General features: G+C 68.8%; 14 protein-coding genes. 5 read left to right on the forward strand and 9 right to left on the reverse strand.

Going from position 1 to position 17863, the window contains the following annotated elements; genetic code table 11:
• The first annotated feature begins 13 nt into the window (after positions 1 to 13).
• The gene (locus J1C47_RS13985; protein ID WP_425354564.1) at positions 14 to 619 is read left to right on the forward strand and encodes a transglutaminase-like cysteine peptidase; all 606 of its coding nucleotides are present in this window, start codon (positions 14 to 16) and stop codon (positions 617 to 619) included.
• A gap of 241 nt (positions 620 to 860) precedes the next feature.
• Here the strand turns inward: J1C47_RS13985 and J1C47_RS13990 are convergent, their stop codons facing one another.
• From J1C47_RS13990 to J1C47_RS14000, 3 genes are all read right to left on the reverse strand, one after another.
• On the reverse strand, positions 861 to 1070 hold the full coding sequence (locus J1C47_RS13990; protein WP_207351390.1) for a DUF3126 family protein: 210 nt from the start codon (positions 1068 to 1070) through the stop codon (positions 861 to 863).
• A 259-nt stretch (positions 1071 to 1329) separates the two neighbouring features.
• Positions 1330 to 2151, reverse strand: a complete 822-nt coding sequence (gene cysE / locus J1C47_RS13995) for a serine O-acetyltransferase (RefSeq protein WP_207351391.1) — start codon at positions 2149 to 2151, stop codon at positions 1330 to 1332.
• 214 nt (positions 2152 to 2365) lie between these two features.
• Positions 2366 to 3154 (reverse strand): alpha/beta fold hydrolase, encoded by a 789-nt coding sequence (locus tag J1C47_RS14000; RefSeq protein ID WP_207351392.1) that lies wholly within the window; start codon positions 3152 to 3154, stop codon positions 2366 to 2368.
• A gap of 118 nt (positions 3155 to 3272) precedes the next feature.
• Here J1C47_RS14000 and J1C47_RS14005 point away from each other — a divergent pair, with 118 nt between their 5' ends.
• From J1C47_RS14005 to J1C47_RS14020, 4 genes are all read left to right on the forward strand, one after another.
• On the forward strand, positions 3273 to 3515 hold the full coding sequence (locus J1C47_RS14005; RefSeq protein ID WP_207351393.1) for a zinc-finger domain-containing protein: 243 nt from the start codon (positions 3273 to 3275) through the stop codon (positions 3513 to 3515).
• A 110-nt stretch (positions 3516 to 3625) separates the two neighbouring features.
• Positions 3626 to 4843, forward strand: a complete 1218-nt coding sequence (locus tag J1C47_RS14010) for an FAD-dependent monooxygenase (protein ID WP_207351394.1) — start codon at positions 3626 to 3628, stop codon at positions 4841 to 4843.
• A 190-nt stretch (positions 4844 to 5033) separates the two neighbouring features.
• Positions 5034 to 7343: an OmpA family protein gene (locus J1C47_RS14015; protein ID WP_207351395.1), complete on the forward strand. Its 2310-nt coding sequence runs from the start codon at positions 5034 to 5036 to the stop codon at positions 7341 to 7343.
• A 251-nt stretch (positions 7344 to 7594) separates the two neighbouring features.
• Positions 7595 to 8332, forward strand: coding sequence for an SDR family oxidoreductase (locus J1C47_RS14020; RefSeq protein WP_207351396.1), 738 nt, complete (start codon positions 7595 to 7597; stop codon positions 8330 to 8332).
• 59 nt (positions 8333 to 8391) lie between these two features.
• Here J1C47_RS14020 and J1C47_RS14025 read toward each other — a convergent pair whose 3' ends face one another.
• The 6 genes from J1C47_RS14025 to J1C47_RS14050 form a co-directional block, all read right to left on the reverse strand.
• On the reverse strand, positions 8392 to 9504 hold the full coding sequence (locus J1C47_RS14025; protein WP_342591987.1) for an AI-2E family transporter: 1113 nt from the start codon (positions 9502 to 9504) through the stop codon (positions 8392 to 8394).
• A 220-nt stretch (positions 9505 to 9724) separates the two neighbouring features.
• Positions 9725 to 12712, reverse strand: a complete 2988-nt coding sequence (locus tag J1C47_RS14030; RefSeq protein ID WP_207351397.1) for a hypothetical protein — start codon at positions 12710 to 12712, stop codon at positions 9725 to 9727.
• A 308-nt stretch (positions 12713 to 13020) separates the two neighbouring features.
• Complete coding sequence (locus tag J1C47_RS14035) at positions 13021 to 13815, reverse strand: amino acid ABC transporter ATP-binding protein (protein WP_281065522.1); 795 nt, start codon at positions 13813 to 13815, stop codon at positions 13021 to 13023.
• 23 nt (positions 13816 to 13838) lie between these two features.
• Positions 13839 to 15338: an amino acid ABC transporter permease gene (locus tag J1C47_RS14040; protein ID WP_207351398.1), complete on the reverse strand. Its 1500-nt coding sequence runs from the start codon at positions 15336 to 15338 to the stop codon at positions 13839 to 13841.
• A 13-nt stretch (positions 15339 to 15351) separates the two neighbouring features.
• Positions 15352 to 16542 (reverse strand): amino acid ABC transporter permease, encoded by a 1191-nt coding sequence (locus J1C47_RS14045; protein ID WP_207351399.1) that lies wholly within the window; start codon positions 16540 to 16542, stop codon positions 15352 to 15354.
• Between the two features lie 185 nt (positions 16543 to 16727).
• Positions 16728 to 17747, reverse strand: a complete 1020-nt coding sequence (locus tag J1C47_RS14050) for an amino acid ABC transporter substrate-binding protein (protein WP_207351400.1) — start codon at positions 17745 to 17747, stop codon at positions 16728 to 16730.
• Positions 17748 to 17863: the final 116 nt, after the last annotated feature.

The raw sequence follows: 17863 nt of genomic DNA on the forward strand, positions 1-17863 counted from the left end.
GGGGAGAATGACAATGAAAAAGATCAACAAGCATTTCGGACTGGCCGTTGCGGCGATCGCGCTGATGATGTCGACGTCGATGGCGGCCGCCGGGGCCTCCTCGCCGATGCCGACGACCAGCTACACGTCGCAGCCGATCGGCCATTACGAATTCTGCAAGCGCTATCCCACGACCTGCCGTGCCAACGCCACGGCGGCGGCGGTCAAGCTCTCGCCGCAGGTCTGGGCGCGCGTCGTCGACGTCAACAGCGTCGTCAACACCAACATCTTCCCCCGCACGGACCAGGAAGTCTACGGCGTTCCGGAATACTGGGCCTATCCGACGACCGAGGGCGACTGCGAGGATTTCGCCCTGCTCAAGCAGTACATGCTGGAGCGCGAGGGCATTCCCGCCTCGGCGCTTCTGGTCACGGTGGTCAAGCAGACCAACGGCGACGGCCATGCGGTGCTGACGCTCCGCACCGACCAGGGCGACTTCGTCCTCGACAATCTCGACAACCGCGTCCTGCCCTGGGAGGCGACGAGCTACACCTATCTGAAGCGCCAGGCCGCCGACAACGCCGGCAAGTGGGTCGGCATCGTCGACGACCGCAACCTCCTGGTCGGCAGCGTCCGCTGATCGCCGGGCCGGGCGGACCGAGACGGGTCCGCCGGCGGGAATGGTCACACGAGGAGCATCGGGGGCGACCCGTCCCGCCCCCGGCCGCCGGGACCGGACGTCATCGAGAGACGGCCGGTCCCGGTCCTCGTCTGCCGGGCTTTACGCCGGGCATCGTTCGAAACTGCGCCGCGGTTCTCGCGATCCGCGGCTTTCGCCTGTTCGGCGCTCTGCGCCTCCCGCGCCCTTGCCGGGCGCCCGCCTATTCGAGGTCGATGTCGAGGATCGTCATCGTCAGGTGGTAGGAGAGTTCGCCCTCGTCGGTGTCCTTGTCGATCAGTCCGGCGAACTCGCCGTTGACGTAGACTTCCGCGGAGTCGGCTTTGCGAGGCAGACCGCGCACTGACAGATCGACGCCCTTGAAGGTCTTTTTCAGATAGGCTTCGAGCTTTCGGATTTCGGCGGGGCTCAAAGGTTTCTCCTCGCTGCTGTGGGAGGTCGTTAGCTAGGGTGCGGCCGCGCGAAATCGATGGCAGCGCCGGGCCGCGGGTCACGCACGCCGGACTTGGAGATGTGCGCGCCTGTCCGGAACACGCCGTCTCGTGCCTGCGACGACCCGCCGGCTGCCGCTCCCCCGTCGCGCGGTCGCGGCAGCAAACGCGGCAAGGCCTGTCCCGCAAAGACGCGCCGGCAGGCAGGCAGGCGGCACGAATGTCCGGCGGCTTCGCCCGTCAGTCGGTGCGGTCGAAGCTCTGGTCCATCTCCCGCGCCGGCTGGTCGCAGCGGGTCTCGCCGATGACCTTGGCGGGAACGCCGGCCACCGTCGTCTGCGGCGGTACCTCCTTCAGCACCACCGAGCCGGCGGCGATCTTGGCGCAGTGGCCGATGCGGATGTTGCCGAGCACCTTCGCCCCGGCGCCGATCAGCACGCCGGAACCGACCTTCGGATGCCGGTCGCCGAACTCCTTGCCGGTGCCGCCGAGGGTGACGCCCTGGAGGATCGAGACGTTGTCGCCGATCGCCGCCGTCATGCCGACGACGATGCCGGTGGCATGGTCGAAGAAGATGCCGCGCCCCATCCGGCTCGCCGGATGGATGTCGGTCTGGAACACCGCCGAGGAGCGCGACTGCAGATAGAGCGCGAAGTCGCGCCGGCCGGTGTCCCACAGCCAGTGCGCCAGACGGTGGGTCTGGATGGCGTGGAAGCCTTTGAAGTAGAGGAGCGCGTCGAGATAGCGCTCGCAGGCGGGATCCCGGTCATAGACCGCCTGGATGTCGGTACGCACCGTCTCGGCAAATTCCGGATCGGCCTCGATCATGTCGCCGAAGGCCTGGGAGATCAGCACGGCCGGCACGTCCGGGTGGTCCAGCCGCTGCGAAATCCGGTGGACCAGCGCCGCCTCGAAGCTCGACTGGTTGAGCACGGTGGCGTGGATGAAGCTTGCCAGCACCGGCTCGTTGGCCGCAACCTCCATCGCTTCGCTGCGGATTGCGGCGAAGATCGGATCGACGGCCTGGATCCGCTCGTGGCTCTTGGTGCTCGCGACGCTCATGGCGCTCTCCCGCAGACGTCTTCGCCGGCATGCCGGATGCGGCAACGGCCGGCGTTCGTTTGGCGGGATATGTAAACCCGCCGGGCAGCGGCGTGAAGGGCCGGCCCCTTCAACTCTGCATGCGGGGGTTTCGGCATCGCAGGGCCGGATCGGGTCGCAGGCTGCCGCGGCGGCGCCGGACGGGCGCCGAACCGGCATCCGCGGGCCGATGAACTCAGGCGCCGAGAAAATCCAGGACCCGCCGCTTGAACCGCCGGTCGCCGACCGAGAGCATGTGGTCCCGCCCCTCGATGGCGAAGACCTCGGCATTCGGCAGCAGCGCCGCCAGCGGCTCCGGTGCGCCGGCAATCTCGTCCGCGGTCCCGACGCCGATGAGGACCGGCTGGGCGATCCGCCCGACATCCTCGCGCGTCACCTCGTCCCGCGAGGTCTCGATGCAGGCGGCGAGCGCCAGCCGGTCGCTCTTCGTGCGGTCGGCAAAGGCCCGGAACATCCGCCCCCGCGGATCGGTGACGTCGTCGAGCGACGGCGCCCGCAGGGCCGCGGCGATGGGATCCCAGTCGCCGACGCCGGTCACGAGGCCGATGCCGAGACCGCCGAGGATCAGCCGCTCGACCCGCGCCGGCGCCTGCAGCGCCGCGAAGGCCGAGACCCGCGCCCCCATCGAATAGCCGAAGAAGGTCGCCGCAGGAACCTCCAGCCGGTCGAGCAGCGCGACGCAGTCGGAGACCATCTTCCTCGGCGTATAGGCCGACGATTCCCGCGGCTTGTCGCTCTCGCCATGGCCGCGGTGGTCGAAGGCGAGCACCCGGAAGCCGGCCTCGGCAAGGGTCGTCACCCAGCCCGGCTCGATCCAGTTCACCCGCATCGAGGAGGCAAAGCCGTGGACGAGGAGGACCGCCGGCGCCCCGCGCTCGCCCTCGTCGAGAAAGGCGAAGCGCAGCCCGTCGTTTTCGAAATGGCCCCGCGTCATCGATGATCCTTCCGGAATTCGCTGGTTCATGCCGTGTGGTCGATAGCGCGGCGCGGCCGCCCTGACACCCCCTGTTCTTTTCGCGGCGGGGGAACTATGGTCCGGCCGCATCGAAGGCAGGACGATTTTCGCAAGGTTGCACGCAGACATGGCCGGTCATCCGATCCCGCATTTTTCCAACGACGCCGGGCACGCCACGATCTCGGTCGGCGTCAAGGAGTTCATGTGCTGCGGGGCCAATCCGCCGCACGACCATCCGCACGTCTTCCTCGACATGGGCGACGAGCCGGAGATCGTCTGCAGCTACTGCTCGACGCTCTATCGCTACGATCCGGCACTGAAGGCCGACGAGACGCGGCCGGAAGGCTGCCTGTTTCCGGAAGCGGCCTGAGAAGGCACCCGCCGTGTCGCCGCGCGTTTCGTGCGGCGGACAGTCCGGCCGCCTGAGCGACGCCGCTCCGCGCCCGTCCGCGACGACGCGTTCCTGCCGGGCCTGACCAGATGACCAGCCCGAAGATGACCCCCCGCATCGCGATCGCCGGCGCCGGCATCGCCGGCCTGACGGCCGCGCTGTGCCTATCCCGCCTCGGCATCGCCTCGAGCGTCCTCGAACGTTCGGAAACGCTCGACGAGGTGGGCGCCGGCCTGCAGCTTTCGCCGAACGCCCTGTCGGTCCTCGACGAACTCGATCTCCTGCCGCCGCTGCGTGCGGCCGGCGTCGCGGCGGACCTCGTCGAGCTCCGCAGCGGCCGGAGCGGCCGGACGATCGCCGAGGTCCCCGTGCGCTCGAAGGACGGCACGCCCTACCTCTCGATCCACCGCGCCGACCTGCAGGCGGTGCTCGTCGCGGCGGTCAAGAGCGATCCGAAGATCACGCTGCGGCTCGGCGCGGAGGTCGCCACGGTCGCGACCGTCGCCGGCGGCCTCGACATCGGCCTTGCAGCCGGCGAGACGATCGGGGCGGCGCTTCTCGTCGGCGCCGACGGCGTCCGATCCGCCGTCGCCCGGCGCTTCGGCCTCGCGCCGGCGCAGCCGACCGGCACCACCGCCTGGCGCACCACCGTCGCCGCCGATCCGAAAGGGCCCGGCCCGGCCGGGTCGGGCACAGGGCGCGAGGCCGGCACGCCGCCGGCCCGGATCACTGCCTGGCTCGGCCCGCGGCGGCATGCCGTCGCCTATCCGGTCCGCGCCGGCACGCTGCGCAATCTCGTCCTCGTCACCCGCAGCGGCGACGGCCCAAAGGACGCCGCGGCCCTCCTCGGCGGCTTCGCGCTCGGGGGCTTCGCGCACTGGGACCCGCGGCTCGTGCGGCTGATCGGCGCGGCGGCCCCGCCGACCCCCTGGCCGCTGTTTTCGGCGCCGGCCGCGCGGCCCTTCGTCCTCGGCGACGGGCGTGTCGTGCTGATCGGCGACGCCGCCCACGCGATGGCTCCCTATGCCGCGCAAGGCGCCGGCATGGCGATCGAAGACGCCGCCGTGCTTGCCGCCGCGCTCGCCACGGAAGCCTCGCCCGCCGCCGCAGCGCGGCGCTACGAGGCCGCGCGGCGACCGCGCATCGACAGGGTCCGCCGGCGGGTCGGCTTCCACCGCCTGGTCTACCACCTGCCGCCGCCGTTTTCGCTCGGCCGAAACGCCGTCCTCGGCCTGCGTCCGGCGGAGGCGCTGCGCGCCGATCTCGCCTGGCTCTACGACTGGCGAAGCCCGAAGCTGCGTCCCTGACAGCCTCCGCCGGCAGTGCCTCCGGACGCGCTTTCGGCGCGGCGGAGGGAACACCTCGCCCGGCCCGGTCGTTTGACGTCACCCCATCGTTTCAAAGGACGGTGCGAAAACAGCGGCGCCTCCGGCTGCCGCGCGGGCATCGCGACGCGAGGGGACGTTGCAAGGGACGAAACGCGAAGGTCAGTTCTTCATGTCGAACATCAAACGCGGCGGCAAGCTCATCGGCGTTGCCGCCCTGGCCGCCTCGACGGCGCTTTCGGGGCCGGTCACCACCACGGCCTATGCCGGCCCGGTGGCGGGCGTCGCCTCCTACGACACCGCGCTGGTCAGATCCGCCCCGGCGTCCGACGGTTCGTTCCGGATCGCCCAGGCCGACGCGGCGCCGGGCGACGCGCCCGAGGAGCGCAAGCGCCGCCGCAAGCAGGCGGGAGACGAGGCGCCCAGCAAGGGAGCCGGCGGCGAGGAAGGTCGCGGCGGCGCCCGCAAGGGCGCAGCGGCCGGCGACGAGGCGCCGCGCCAGCGCCGCGGCAAGGCGGATGCCGCCGGGGACGGCGGCGCCGATGCGGCGCCGAAGGCGCGTCAGGCGGACGACGCGCCGCAGCCCAAGCGCAAGCCGAAGGCCGCCGGGACCGCCGACGCCCCCGCTGCGAAGGGCGACGCCGAGGCTCCGGCAAAAAAGCGGCAGGCGGCTGAGGAAAAGCGCCGGGAGAAGCCGGCCGACCGGGAGCCGGCCGCGAAAGCCGCCGCAAAGGGCGGCGAGGCCCCGGACGGCGCCGACACGCAGAAGCCGAAGAAGCCCGGCCGCCGGCAGCAGCCCGAGGCGACCGAGGCCGGCAGCGCGAAGGACGGCGGCGGATCCACCGCCGAAGCGCCGAAGAAGAAGGCGGCGCCCCAGCCCGAGGCACGGCCGTCGAACGAGCCCGTGCCGGAAAAGAAGCCCGGCAAGGCCGAGCCCGATGCGCCGGTGCCGGCAGCCTCGCCGAACAAGCGCAAGCCCGCCGAGGACACCCAGGCAGGCGCAGGCGACGCCGGAGCGAGGGACAAGGCCGGCAACCGCAAGGGCCGCGGCGATGCGGCCGCCTCCGACGAAGCTGCGGGGCAGCGTCCGGGCGAGCGCCGCGACCGCAAGCCCGCAGGGGCCGAAGCGGCGGGTGACCAGCCTGATGGCCGGGATGCCCCCGGCAAGGCTCGGCCCGCCCGCCAGGCGGGCGAACCGGTCGATCCCAATGCCGGGCCGGCCAATCCGGACCTCCTGAAGCAGCGCCAGGACGAGGACGGCCAGCGCCGCAATGCCGAGAAACCCCGCGAAAAGCCGGCCGAGAAGCCCCAGCCGGTGCCGGCCGCGACCCAGAACCAGCCGGTCGAGGCGGGCAAGATCAATGCCAGCGACGCCCGCGTCCAGAAGCTGCGTGAGCCGGTGAAGATCACGCCCATCACCGAGGAACAGGGCGAGCGCATCCAGCCGCCCGCCCGCGGTGATCGCCGGGCCGATCGCGACCGCAGCCGCCGCGGCGAGAACGGCCGCGGCGACAGGGAGCGTCGCGGCGAGCGCGGCGACCGGGACAACTTCGATCCGTCGCGCGGCGAGCTGCCGCCGAATGTCGAGGTCGTGAAGCGCGACGACGACGGCCGGCAGATCCTGTCGATCGTCGGCGCGGCGGCAGCGGGTGCCGCCGCGGGGGCTGCAGCCGCCTATTTCATCAAGGGCGACGACGAGCAGCGCCTGTCGCGCAATGCCGACGACACCTATTACGAGCGCCTGCCCCGCGGCCGGACGCGCCAGGTGATCGTCCGCGAGAACGGCGTCAAGGTGATCACCGTCACCAACCGTTACGGCGACATCGTGCGCCGCTCGCGGGTGCTGCCGAACGGGCGCGAGGTGGTGCTGTTCTACGACCCGTATTCGTCCGACGACGAGCGGCCGACCTACGAGCGCGACCCCGGGCGCGATCTGCCGCCGATCCAGGTCGGCATCCCGCGCGACGAATACATCGTCGACGTCGACCGGCCTGACGAGCAACTGTACTACAAAACCCTCGTCGCGCCGCCGGTCGAAACGGTCGAGCGGATCTATTCGGTGGACGAGGTGGTGCGTTCGGAGCGCATCCGCGACAAGGTCCGCCGGATCGACCTCAACACCATCAACTTCGACTTCGGCTCCGACTCCATCGGCCAGGACCAGGTCGGCAATCTCGAAGCGCTGGCAAAGGCGATCCAGGAAGTCGTCGACAAGAACCCGTCGGAGACATTCCTGATCGAAGGTCACACCGACGCCGTCGGCAGCGAAGTCGCCAATCTGGCGCTTTCCGACCGCCGCGCCGAGTCCGTCGCTTCGGCCCTGACGCAGTATTTCGACGTGCCGCCCGAAAACCTCGTCACCCAGGGCTACGGCGAGGCGGACCTCAAGGTGAATACCGAGGAGGCCAACCGGGAGAACCGCAGGGTGACGGTCCGCCGCATCACACCGCTGGTCAAGCCGGTGCAGACGTCGGGGAACTGACGCGCCCGTAATACGGTTTCCGGCAGATCACTTCGTGATGCCGGAAACAGCGACGCTCATTCGCCGCGCGGGCTTGATACGCGCCCGCTGTGATCAAGCGGATCTCGCACAAAAGGCGCGGCCGGCTGCCGTAACGTCCCGTTCCGGCAGTCGTTCGACAGGGCAGAGAAAGGCCGCTCGGGCCGACGCCGTTACCGCGGCGCCGGCCCGACGCATTTTCAGCCGTCACATGCGAGAAGGGACCTGCGCCCATGAACCATCCGGACAAGCACTTCATCGTCACCGGCGCGGCATCGGGGATCGGCCGCGCCGTGGCGCTCCGCCTCGTCGCCGAGGGCGGCACGGTGACGGCGATGGACACGGACGGCGCCGGGCTCGGCGACCTTTGTCGCGAGGCCGGCGGCGCGGCCGCGGTCGAGCCGGTGGTCGGCGACGTCGCCGAAGAGGGCGACGTCTTCGGCTGCGTCGAACGGGCGGAGCAGCGCTTCGGCCGGCTCGACGGCATCGTCTGCAACGCCGGAATCATGAAGCGCATGGCCGTCGAAGATCTCTCCTACGAGGACTGGCACCGGGTGCTCGACGTCAATCTCTCGCAGAGCTTCCTCTTTGCGAGGCACGGCGCCGCCGGCCTGCGGAAGTCCGGCGGTGCGATGGTCCTGGTTGCCTCGACGAGGGCCTTCATGTCGGAGGCCGACACGGAATCCTATTCGGCGACCAAGGGGGGCCTCGTCGCGCTCGCCCATTCGCTCGCCGTCAGCCTGTCGCCCAAGGTGCGCGTCAACGCCGTGGCGCCGGGATGGATCGACGTCTCCGGCGAGACGCTGCGGCCGGTCGATCACGAACAGCATCTCGTCGGCCGTGTCGGCGTGCCGGAGGACGTCGCGCATGCGGCGAGCTTCCTGCTCGACGGCGAGAAGGCCGGCTTCATCACCGGCCAGACGCTCGTCGTCGACGGCGGCATGACGCGCAAGATGATCTACGCCCACTGACCGGGCAGCGGGCCGCCGCCCGGCCCGGTGCCGGGGACGGCGCGGTCGGCGCGGTCAGCTCAATCGTCGTCCTCGTCGGCGTGTCGCGGCTGCTCGACGGAGAGGAAGTCCCCAAGCGCGGTCAGCGGCTCGACATAGGTCGCGAAGACCTTGATGCAGACCATCAGCGGGACGGCGAGGAACATGCCGACGACGCCCCAGATCCAGCCCCAGAAGGCGACGGCGAGAAACACGGCTGCGGCATTCATCTCCAACCGCCGCCCGACGATCATCGGCGTCAGGAACTGCCCCTCGACGGTCGTGCAGGCGAGATAGAGGAGTACGGGCACCGCGGCGCCGGTCAGATTGCCGAATTCGGTGAGGGCGATGAGCCCGACGAGCCCCATTCCCATCAGCGAGCCGAGATAGGGAATGTAGTTGAGCAGCGTCGCGAGCGCGCCGAAGACCATCGGCGTCGGCATGCCGACCCACCACAGGCACAGGCCGACGGCGATGCCGAGGCAGATGTTGATCAGCGTGATGGTGAACAGGTAGCGCGACAGTTCGCGCTCGATGTCGTGGGCGATGTGCAGCGCGCGCTTCTTGTCCGACAGCGTCGGCATGGTGCGCACCAGCTTCTGGTAGAACAGGTCTCCCGACGATAAAAGGAAGAAGAGGAAGATCAGCGTGAAGCCGATCGATGCGAGGATCTGCGGCACGAACTGGGTGGCGTTGTCGAGGAGGCTCGGATTCTTGACCACCACCTCCTGGGGCTTGCCGTCATTGCCCTTCGACCCGTCGGCGCTCCCGTCCGCCGCAACGTCCTGGGCCTGCTGCTGGGCGCTCTGGAAGCGGTCGAGCCGGTCGCGGACCTCCTTCATCTGGGTGTCGACGGCGCGGATGTAGCGCGGCGCGTCGTTGACGAGATTGGTGATCGGGTCGCTCAGCATGTAGAAGCCGAGGATCAGGGTCGCCAGCGAGCCGATGACGAGGACGAGGGCCGACACCGATTCCCAGATGCCGAGCCTGCGCCGCAGGAAGCGCACGATCGGGCTCATCACCAGGGCGAAGATCACGGCGAGGATGACCGGGAGCAGGAAGCTCGCCGTCAGATACAACGCCCCGAAGAACAGGATGAAGAAGGTCCCGATGACGGCCCAGCGCGGACCGCTTTCGAAGTTCTGCGTGTTCACGAGGCCGATCGTGGGGGAGATGGTCGTGGAGCGCTGTTCGCCCCGCCGGCTAGACTCGCGATCCGACGACAATGCCACCCCCGACGACCATTCGGCCGATAACGGCCGAGCGGCCCGCTGGTTCCGCGCGGCAGGTCGCCGCCCGGGAGGCGCGATGCGCCGGCGGCCGGGCGCCGACGCGCCGTCGACAGGGCGGCTCCCGCAGGGCGCGCGCCACGTCTCATGGGGCGACCGGCACCGCGCCGGACGTCACCATCTCGAGCTTCCAGTCCGCCGCCGCCGTGCCCGCGAGATCGAGCTTGCTCGTCAGATAGGCGAGCCGGTCCCGGTCGGTGCCTTTCGCCGTGCAGAAGCGATCCTGCAGGTAGAAGGGCGGGATCGCCTGATAGAAGAGCCGCGCCTCGACGCTCGCGACCGGACGCTCGAGGGCCTGAAGGTCGATCTCGTAGCGGATCGTGTCGCCGCCGCCGCTCGCATAGTCGGGGTCGTCCCCGACCGCGAAGGCCCCGGTGTCGGCCGCCAGCGCGTCGCCCTTCGAGCCGAGCGCGTTGGCGATCTTCACCCGTTCGTCGAACGGCAGATATCCTGAGGGAAGGATGCGGTTGTCCTTCACCGGGCTGCAGATCGACAGGAAGCTGGTGGTGAGTTCGCCCTTCGCCTCGCTGGCATGGCCGCAGCGCGGCGCGCCGGAGGGCGCCGGCGTCGACACGAGCTCCTGGTAGATCTGCGCCTCGTCCTCGGCGGTGATCGTCTGGTAGTGCGGCTGGTGAAGCCGCGAGAGCGGCGCGATGGGGGCCGAGCAGTCGGGCTCCCACCACAATTCTCCCTCGATCGGCTGGCCGTCTCCGTCGACGATGACGCCGGCGGCATTGGTGCCGCCGGAGGTCCACAGCGCCCTGCCCTCGGCGTCGAGCGCGCGGAACTCGACGAAGGCCCGGCGGAAGCCCACCCCCGAGGGGAACTTGTGGCCGACGTGGGAATCCACCCGCACCGTCGCGGCGAGCCGGCCGGCCGTCTGGGAAACCTGCGTGACGGCGATCGACGCGGAGAGCTTTGAGGCGTTCTCCAGCATCTTCGCCCGGGTGGTGACGATGTTGTCGATCCCCTTCGCGACCAGCATCGGGTCCTGGACGGCGATGCCGAGGAAGTCGGGGAACTGGTCGGCCATCTCGATCAGGAAGACGTTGAGCCCGACCAGGGTGTGGAGGGCGAATTCCACCCGGCGATCGAGGTCGATGGCGTCGGGCCCGAGGCCGTTCTCCACCTCGGGGAAGTTGCTGTGCTCCTGGATGCCGGCGATCTTCGAGACGATCGGCGCGCCGGCCTCGTCATGGGTCTTCATGTGGCAGCCCTGGCAGCTCGCGGCCTTCGGCCCGGCGCCGCCCGGAAGCGTGCCATTCGCCGTCACGCCGGTGCGATAGTCGCTGAAGGCCCATTCCGGATAGGTCGTCTGCTCGAAGGTGAAGCCGAGCAACCGGCCGTCGTCGAGGATCGGCAGATGCACCGTGTGGCAGCTGCCGCACAGGTCCGACTTCAGGAAGGTCTCGTCGTGGAGCGGCGTGATGCCGAGGGCGTTCTTCATCGGCGTCTGCCGGGGATTCTCGAACGGTCCCTTCAGTTCGTCGGCCGCGCCGACGAAGTAGCTGCCGGTGAAGGTGCGGGCGAAGCCCTCGGCGAGGCTCTGCGGGTTGAGCTGGTCCTGGCGGGCGACGATGCAGCGGTTGGCCGGATCCGACCTCGCCTTCGCGACGTCGGCGTCCTTGAAGATCGCGTGGTGGCAGGCCGTGCAGGAGATGCCGTCGCGGGCGAGAGCCCCGAAGGAGGCGTGCTTCGCCGTCGGGTTGCCCGGCGGATAGGGCACGGCGTCGAGCATCGAACGCTCGAACTGCGGGCAGGCCTCCTGCGTCGTCGCGCCGTCGAGCTGGAACTGCCGCTGGCCCTGGATGCCGTGGCAGCCGAGGCAGATCGTCTGCACCTCGCGCGAGACGTCCGGATGGAAGGTCTGGGTTTCGCTGGCAAGCTGCGAGAAGAAGATCGGGTCGCGACCGGCAAGACCCATCGGCGAGGTCCGCCAGGTGCCGTAGGGCGACATGTTGATCAGCTTGCTGCCGTCCGGATTGTGCACCGGATCGAGCGGCGCCGGCTTCGTCATGTCGAACTGAAGCCCGGTGCCGCCCGCGTCGTGGCAGCCGACGCACTGGTCGGAGGTGAGGTACTGGCTCTTTTCCGTGGTCTTGCGATGCTCCTCGACCCAGACGTTGTCGTAGCTCGCCGAGGGCATCTGCAGCGCCGCGACGTCTTCCGGCAGCGCCGCGAAGACGTAGTCGTAGAGCGCCGCGACGTCGGGATTGAGCGCCTTGGCGGAAGGCTTCGGCGCGTCGACGGCGGCCGGAAGTTCGGTGACCGCCTCGTGATGCGAGCGGGGCGCGAGGTCGAGGGCGAAATCCTGCGACAGGAAGGTGATCGGCCGGCCGGCCTCGCCCGCGATGTTCGACAGGCTGGAAAAGGTCGAGTTGCCCGCGGCCGAGGCGTGGCAGTTCAGGCAATACTGGCCGAAGCCCTGATAGGGCAGCCCGTTGGAGGGGCGCGGCGGCCAGTCGATATTGGCCTTCGGATCGTCGCTCCAGCCGTACCAGCCCCAGTACCAGCCGTCGTGGGAGGCCGCCGTCGCCCGCACCATGAAGGCCGCGCCGCTGGTCGGCTTCAGCATCAGCGGATCCTCCCCGGCGCAGAGCGCCGCGGGGGCCGGATACATCTCCTTGACGATCATCGCGCCGTCCGGCACCGGCGGCTCCTCGGCCGGGCGCTGCGCCGCGTCGGCGGGCCGGGCCTTCTTCAGCCATTCGAAGAACTTCGGCGAATACCATATGACGACGGGGGCGTGGGTGCCGCGGTCGGCGCCGATCCAGGCGCCGTTGACGAGGCTCGCGACATAGGGGCCGGTGTCGCGCACGAATTTGTCGCGCTTCCAGCCGGCCGCCGTGTCGCGGTGGCAGAAGTTCGAGAAATAGTCGTTCAGCGCCGCTTCGTAGTCGTTCAGCGGCAGGGCGGCGGGATTCTCGACCACGGGCTCGAGCTTGTGGCAGAGGGAGAGATCCTTCGGCAGCTGCGGCGCATCCTGCAGCGCGTCGCAGGTCGCAGAAGCCGATGTCGCGAGGCCGAGGACGGCCGCCGCCGCGACCAGCACGCGCAGAAGATTGCCGCCCACGACCCAACTCCTCCCGTGCGAATCGTCCGGGGGCCAAGGCTACAGTAATTTTGAATTATTAGAAGTTGAAACTCTGCCGGCCTTCCGGCGTGATGACCGGAAGGTTACGGCGGCGGCGCGGATTGCCGCGAACCCGACGCTCCGCCGCGGCGACACGCCCTGTCGGTCGCCGGTGCCGCCGCGCCTTTCTTGCAAGCTTGGCCAGCAGGCCGCCCCGCCGGCGGGCGGAGCGGGCCGCCGGGACCGCGAATGCCGCGGGGGCGCACGCCGCGACGGCGCGTGCCTCAGCCCGGCCGCGGCGCGTCGTCTCAGTGCAGGATCTGCGACAGGAACAGCTTGGTGCGTTCGTGCTGCGGGTTGGTGAAGAAGGCGTGCGGCTCGTTCTGCTCGACGATCTGCCCGGCATCCATGAAGATCACGCGGTTCGCCACCTGCCGGGCAAAACCCATCTCGTGGGTGACGCAGAGCATCGTCATGCCCTCCTCGGCGAGGCCGACCATGACGTCGAGCACCTCCTTGATCATTTCCGGATCGAGCGCCGAGGTCGGCTCGTCGAACAGCATGACCTTGGGATTCATGCAGAGCGAGCGGGCGATCGCCACGCGCTGCTGCTGGCCGCCGGAGAGCTGGCCGGGATATTTGTTGGCCTGTTCGGGGATCTTGACGCGCGACAGATAGTGCATCGCGATCTCCTCGGCCTTCTTCTTCGGCATCTTGCGCACCCAGATCGGCGCCAGCGTGCAGTTCTCGAGGATGGTCAGATGCGGGAAGAGGTTGAAGTGCTGGAACACCATGCCGACCTCGCGGCGCACCTCATCGATCTTCTTCAGATCGTCGGTGAGCTCGATCCCGTCGACGAGGATCTTGCCCTTCTGGTGGCTCTCCAGACGGTTGATGCAGCGAATCGTCGTCGACTTGCCGGAACCGGAAGGTCCGCAGATGACGATGCGTTCGCCGCGCCGGACGGTGAGGTTGATGTCGCGAAGGACGTGGAACTCACCGTACCACTTGTTGACGCCGATCATCTCGACGGCGATCTCGTCGGAGATGGTCATCTTCTTCGGCGCGGCGGGCCGGGCGGCGGCTTCGGTCTGAAGGCTCATGTCAGGAATCCTCGAAAACCATCTTATCGTTTGTGTCCCGTGTCGAGCCGCCGTTCGGTGTAGATCGAGTAGCGCGACATGGAGAAGCAGAACAGCCAGTAGACGAAGGCCGCGAAGACGAGCCCGGTCGCCGGCGTCGAGGGGGTGATCCAGGACGGATCGTTGAAGCCGCGCCGGACGGTGCCGAGAAGATCGGCGAGACCGATGATGTAGACGAGGCTCGTATCCTTGAAGAGGCCGATGAAGGTGTTGACGATGCCGGGGATCACCAGCTTCAGCGCCTGCGGCAGGATGATCATCCGCATCTTCTGCCAGTAGGTGAGCGCCATCGCGTCGGCACCCTCGTACTGCCCCTTGGGGATCGCCTGCAGGCCGCCGCGGATCACCTCCGCCATGTAGGCGGCCGAGAACAGCGCGACGCCGACACAGGCCCTGAGCAGCTGGTTGAAGTTCACGCCCTCCGGCATGAACAGCGGCAGCATGAAGTTTGCCATGAACAGGACGGTGATCAGCGGCACGCCGCGCCAGAACTCGATGAAGATCACCGAGAGCAGCTTGACCGCCGGCATGTCAGAGCGCCGGCCGAGGGCGAGCAGGATGCCGAGCGGCAGCGACGCGGCGATGCCCGACAGCGCGACCACGAGGGTCAGCATCAGCCCGCCCCACAGATTGGTCGGCACGTGGGTGAGGCCGAAATCCGTGGTCATCAGCACGATGAACAGGATCACCGCGATCGTCGGGTAGAACATCCGCAGGACGCCGTCGCCGCCGCGGCGCGCGGCAAAGCCCGCGAACAGCACCGCCCCCAGCGCGACGAGCGCCGCGAGGAAGGAGACGAGGGTGAGCGGCGAGAAGCGGAAGTCGAGGAACTCCACCGAGCGGGCCGTGACGACCGTCGAGACGAGGATCGCCAGCAGCGACACGCCCGCCGCGGCGATGCCGATCTTCACCGGCAGGCTGTGGGTGCCGACCTGCGGCTCCGACGAGACGTCGGAGATCGTCACCCCCGCGGCGATCAGGAAGAGCAGCGCCATCAGCCCGCCGGAGAAGGAGAAGTCGCCGCCGGTCAGCATCACCAGCGTGACCACCGGGAAGAGGCCGAACAGAAGCACGGCATTGGCCGTCTTGTAGGGCACCTTCGGGATGGCGAGCCCGAGAATCAGGATCGCCAGGGTAACGAAGAGGATGTCGACCCGCCAGCGCTGGTCGAGGGGGTAGATGCCGTAGACGAACTGGCCGAACTTCGCCTGGATGAAGGCCCAGCAGGCCCCCACCTCGACGCCGTCCTTGGGAAGGCACGCCTCGCGGTCCGCGCCGGTGAAGACCGCGTTGACCACCGCCCACTGCAGAATGTTCCACACCGCCCAGACGACGAAGATGCCCGCCGCGATCGACAGGACGCTGTCGAGCGGCGTCGCGAAGAGGTTGCGGCGGACCGTGCCGAACGCCCCGACCTCGCTCTCGGGCGGCGGCAGCGCCGCCTTCTGCTCCTTGGAGACGTATTGGAAAACCTGTTCTTCCATCGTTTCGTCCCCCTCAGCGCTCGACGAGCGCCATCTTGGCGTTGAACCAGTTCATGAAGAACGACACCGACAGGCTGATCGTCAGGTAGACCAGCATCCAGATGCACACGACCTCGATCGACTGGCCGGACTGGTTGAGCACCGTCGAGCCGACCGCGACGAGCTCGGGATAGCCGACCGCAAGGCCGAGGGACGAGTTCTTGGTGAGGTTCAGATACTGGCTGGTCAAGGGCGGGATGATCACCCGAAAGGCCTGCGGCACGACGACGAGGCGCAGCGCCTGGCCGCGGGTAAGACCAAGGGCCGAGGCCGCCTCGTTCTGGCCCTTCGACACCGACATGATGCCGGCGCGCACGATCTCGGCGATGAAGGCGCCGGTGTAGATCGACAGCGCCAGCCAGAGCGAGATGAACTCGGGGCGGATCTGGATGCCGCCCGCCAGGTTGAAGCGGTTGGCGGTCGGAAACTCCAGGGTCGCCGGCAGGCCGGTGACGAGGAAGGCGAGGATCGGCAGGCCGACGATCAGCGCCACGGCGGTCCACAGGAGCGGCTTGCGCTCGCCGGTGGCCAGCTGTCGCGCGCGGTTGCGCCGCGCGATGACGATCGTCGCGACGATGCCGACGACGAAAGCGGCGAGCGAGGCCCAGGCGAGGAAGCTGAAGATCACCGCCGGCACCTGCAGGCCGCGATTGGTCAGATAGACGCCGAAGACGTTCTCCGCGAGGCCGCGCGGGGCGCCGAGCACCGACAGGACGCCGAAATACCAGAACAGGATGACGAGCAGCGGCGGAATGTTGCGGAAGATCTCGACATAGACCGTCGAGAGCATCCGGATCAGGAAGTTGCCCGAGAGGCGGCCGATGCCGACGACGAAGCCGAGCATCGTCGCGAAGGCGATGCCCGCGGCCGAGATGATCAGCGTGTTGACGATGCCGACGACGAGGGCGTGGCCGTAGGTGTCGTTGGACGTGTAGGCGATCGGCGTGATCGCGATGTCGAAGCCGGCGCGCGACCAGAGAAAGCCGAAGCCCGACGCGATGTTCGCCTCGGCGAGGTTGCGGGCGGTGTTGGTGACGATCCACCAGGTGAACGCCACCAGGGAGAGGATCAGCCCGACCTGGATGACGATGCCTCTGATCGTCGGGTTGGTGAGGATCGACGAGCCGCCGAGGCGTCGGGGTATCGTCTCAGTCTCGACGCTCATGGCGGCGAACTCCTACAGTCGGGCGAAACAGGCAGTCGGGCGAAACGGGCGGACATGGCGCGAGCGGCATCGCGGAGCACCGGCCGGGCCGGGCACCTTGCACGGGAGAGGTGGCGGGTCTCCCGTCACGTCGGTCGCGATCGAAGAACGGGCGCCCCTGAAGGGACGCCCGCAGCATGATCGGCTCAGCGGATCGGCATGCCGTATTGCAGGCCGCCCTTGGTCCACAGGGCGTTCTGGCCGCGCTGGATCTTCAGCGGCGTGTTGACGCCGATGTTGCGCTCGAAGATCTCGCCGTAATTGCCGACGGCCTTGATGACGTTGACGGCCCAGTCCTTGGGCAGGCCGATGGCCGAACCGAAGTCCTTGTCCTGACCGAGCAGGCGGCGGATTTCCGGATTTTCGGAGCTCTTCATCTCGTCGACATTCGCCTGGGTCACGCCGAGTTCCTCGGCGTCGAGCAGGGCGTAGTGGGTCCACTTGACGATGTTGAACCACTGGTCGTCGCCCTGGCGCACGGCCGGGCCGAGCGGCTCCTTGGAGATGATCTCCGGCAGGATGACGTTGTCGTCCGGATTGGAGAGCTCGAGACGCGAGGCGGCGAGGCCCGAGGCGTCGGTGGTCAGAACGTCGCAGCGGCCGCTGTCATAGGCCGAGTTGACGTCCGACTGCGCCTCGATGACCACCGGATTGTAGTCCATCTTGTTGGTGCGGAAGTAGTCGGCGAGGTTCAGCTCGGTGGTGGTGCCGGACTGGACGCACACCGTCGCGCCGGAGAGCTCGAGCGCCGAATTGACGTTCAGCTCCTTCTTCACCATGAAGCCCTGGCCGTCGTAGTAGTTCACGCCAGCGAACTTCAGGCCGAGCGTGGTGTCGCGGTCCATCGTCCAGGTGGTGTTGCGGGCGAGCATGTCGATCTCGTTGTTCTGCAGCGCCGGGAAGCGCTGGACCGCCGAGAGCGGGGAATACTGCACCTTGGAGGGATCGCCGAAGATCGCGGCGGCGACGGCCTTGCAGTAGTCGACGTCGAGACCCTGCCACTGGCCCTGGTCGTTCTGGGACGCAAAGCCCGGCAGGCCGGTGTTGACGCCGCAACGCAGCATGCCGCGCTCCTTGACGGTCTGCAGCGTCTGGGCGGACGCCGCCCCGCCGGCGAGCGCCGCAACCGCCAGGCCGAGCAATGCGGTCATGAGCTTGGATTTCATCAGGAAGCCTTCCCCATCTGGGTTTATCGTTTTAAATCCGGTCGCGCCGCCAGGGCGGCGTGGCGGCGCGGCGCGGCGGCACGATCCTCCGGCACCCTCACCAACCAAGGCAATTC

It is taken from the genome of Jiella sonneratiae (genome assembly GCF_017353515.1).
In the GTDB taxonomy this organism is placed as follows: domain Bacteria; phylum Pseudomonadota; class Alphaproteobacteria; order Rhizobiales; family Rhizobiaceae; genus Jiella; species Jiella sonneratiae.

Excerpts from the sequence above, each read along its gene's own strand:
- J1C47_RS14015 (WP_207351395.1), top strand. The coding sequence starts at position 5,034 with ATGTCGAACATCAAACGCGGCGGCAAGCTCATCGGCGTTGCCGCCCTG.
- J1C47_RS14000 (WP_207351392.1), bottom strand. The coding sequence starts at position 3,154 with ATGAACCAGCGAATTCCGGAAGGATCATCGATGACGCGGGGCCATTTC.
- J1C47_RS14035 (WP_281065522.1), bottom strand. The coding sequence starts at position 13,815 with ATGAGCCTTCAGACCGAAGCCGCCGCCCGGCCCGCCGCGCCGAAGAAG.
- cysE (WP_207351391.1), bottom strand. The coding sequence starts at position 2,151 with ATGAGCGTCGCGAGCACCAAGAGCCACGAGCGGATCCAGGCCGTCGAT.
- J1C47_RS14045 (WP_207351399.1), bottom strand. The coding sequence starts at position 16,542 with ATGAGCGTCGAGACTGAGACGATACCCCGACGCCTCGGCGGCTCGTCG.
- J1C47_RS14050 (WP_207351400.1), bottom strand. The coding sequence starts at position 17,747 with ATGAAATCCAAGCTCATGACCGCATTGCTCGGCCTGGCGGTTGCGGCG.
- J1C47_RS14020 (WP_207351396.1), top strand. The coding sequence starts at position 7,595 with ATGAACCATCCGGACAAGCACTTCATCGTCACCGGCGCGGCATCGGGG.
- J1C47_RS14010 (WP_207351394.1), top strand. The coding sequence starts at position 3,626 with ATGACCAGCCCGAAGATGACCCCCCGCATCGCGATCGCCGGCGCCGGC.
- J1C47_RS14005 (WP_207351393.1), top strand. The coding sequence starts at position 3,273 with ATGGCCGGTCATCCGATCCCGCATTTTTCCAACGACGCCGGGCACGCC.
- J1C47_RS14040 (WP_207351398.1), bottom strand. The coding sequence starts at position 15,338 with ATGGAAGAACAGGTTTTCCAATACGTCTCCAAGGAGCAGAAGGCGGCG.
- J1C47_RS13985 (WP_425354564.1), top strand. The coding sequence starts at position 14 with ATGAAAAAGATCAACAAGCATTTCGGACTGGCCGTTGCGGCGATCGCG.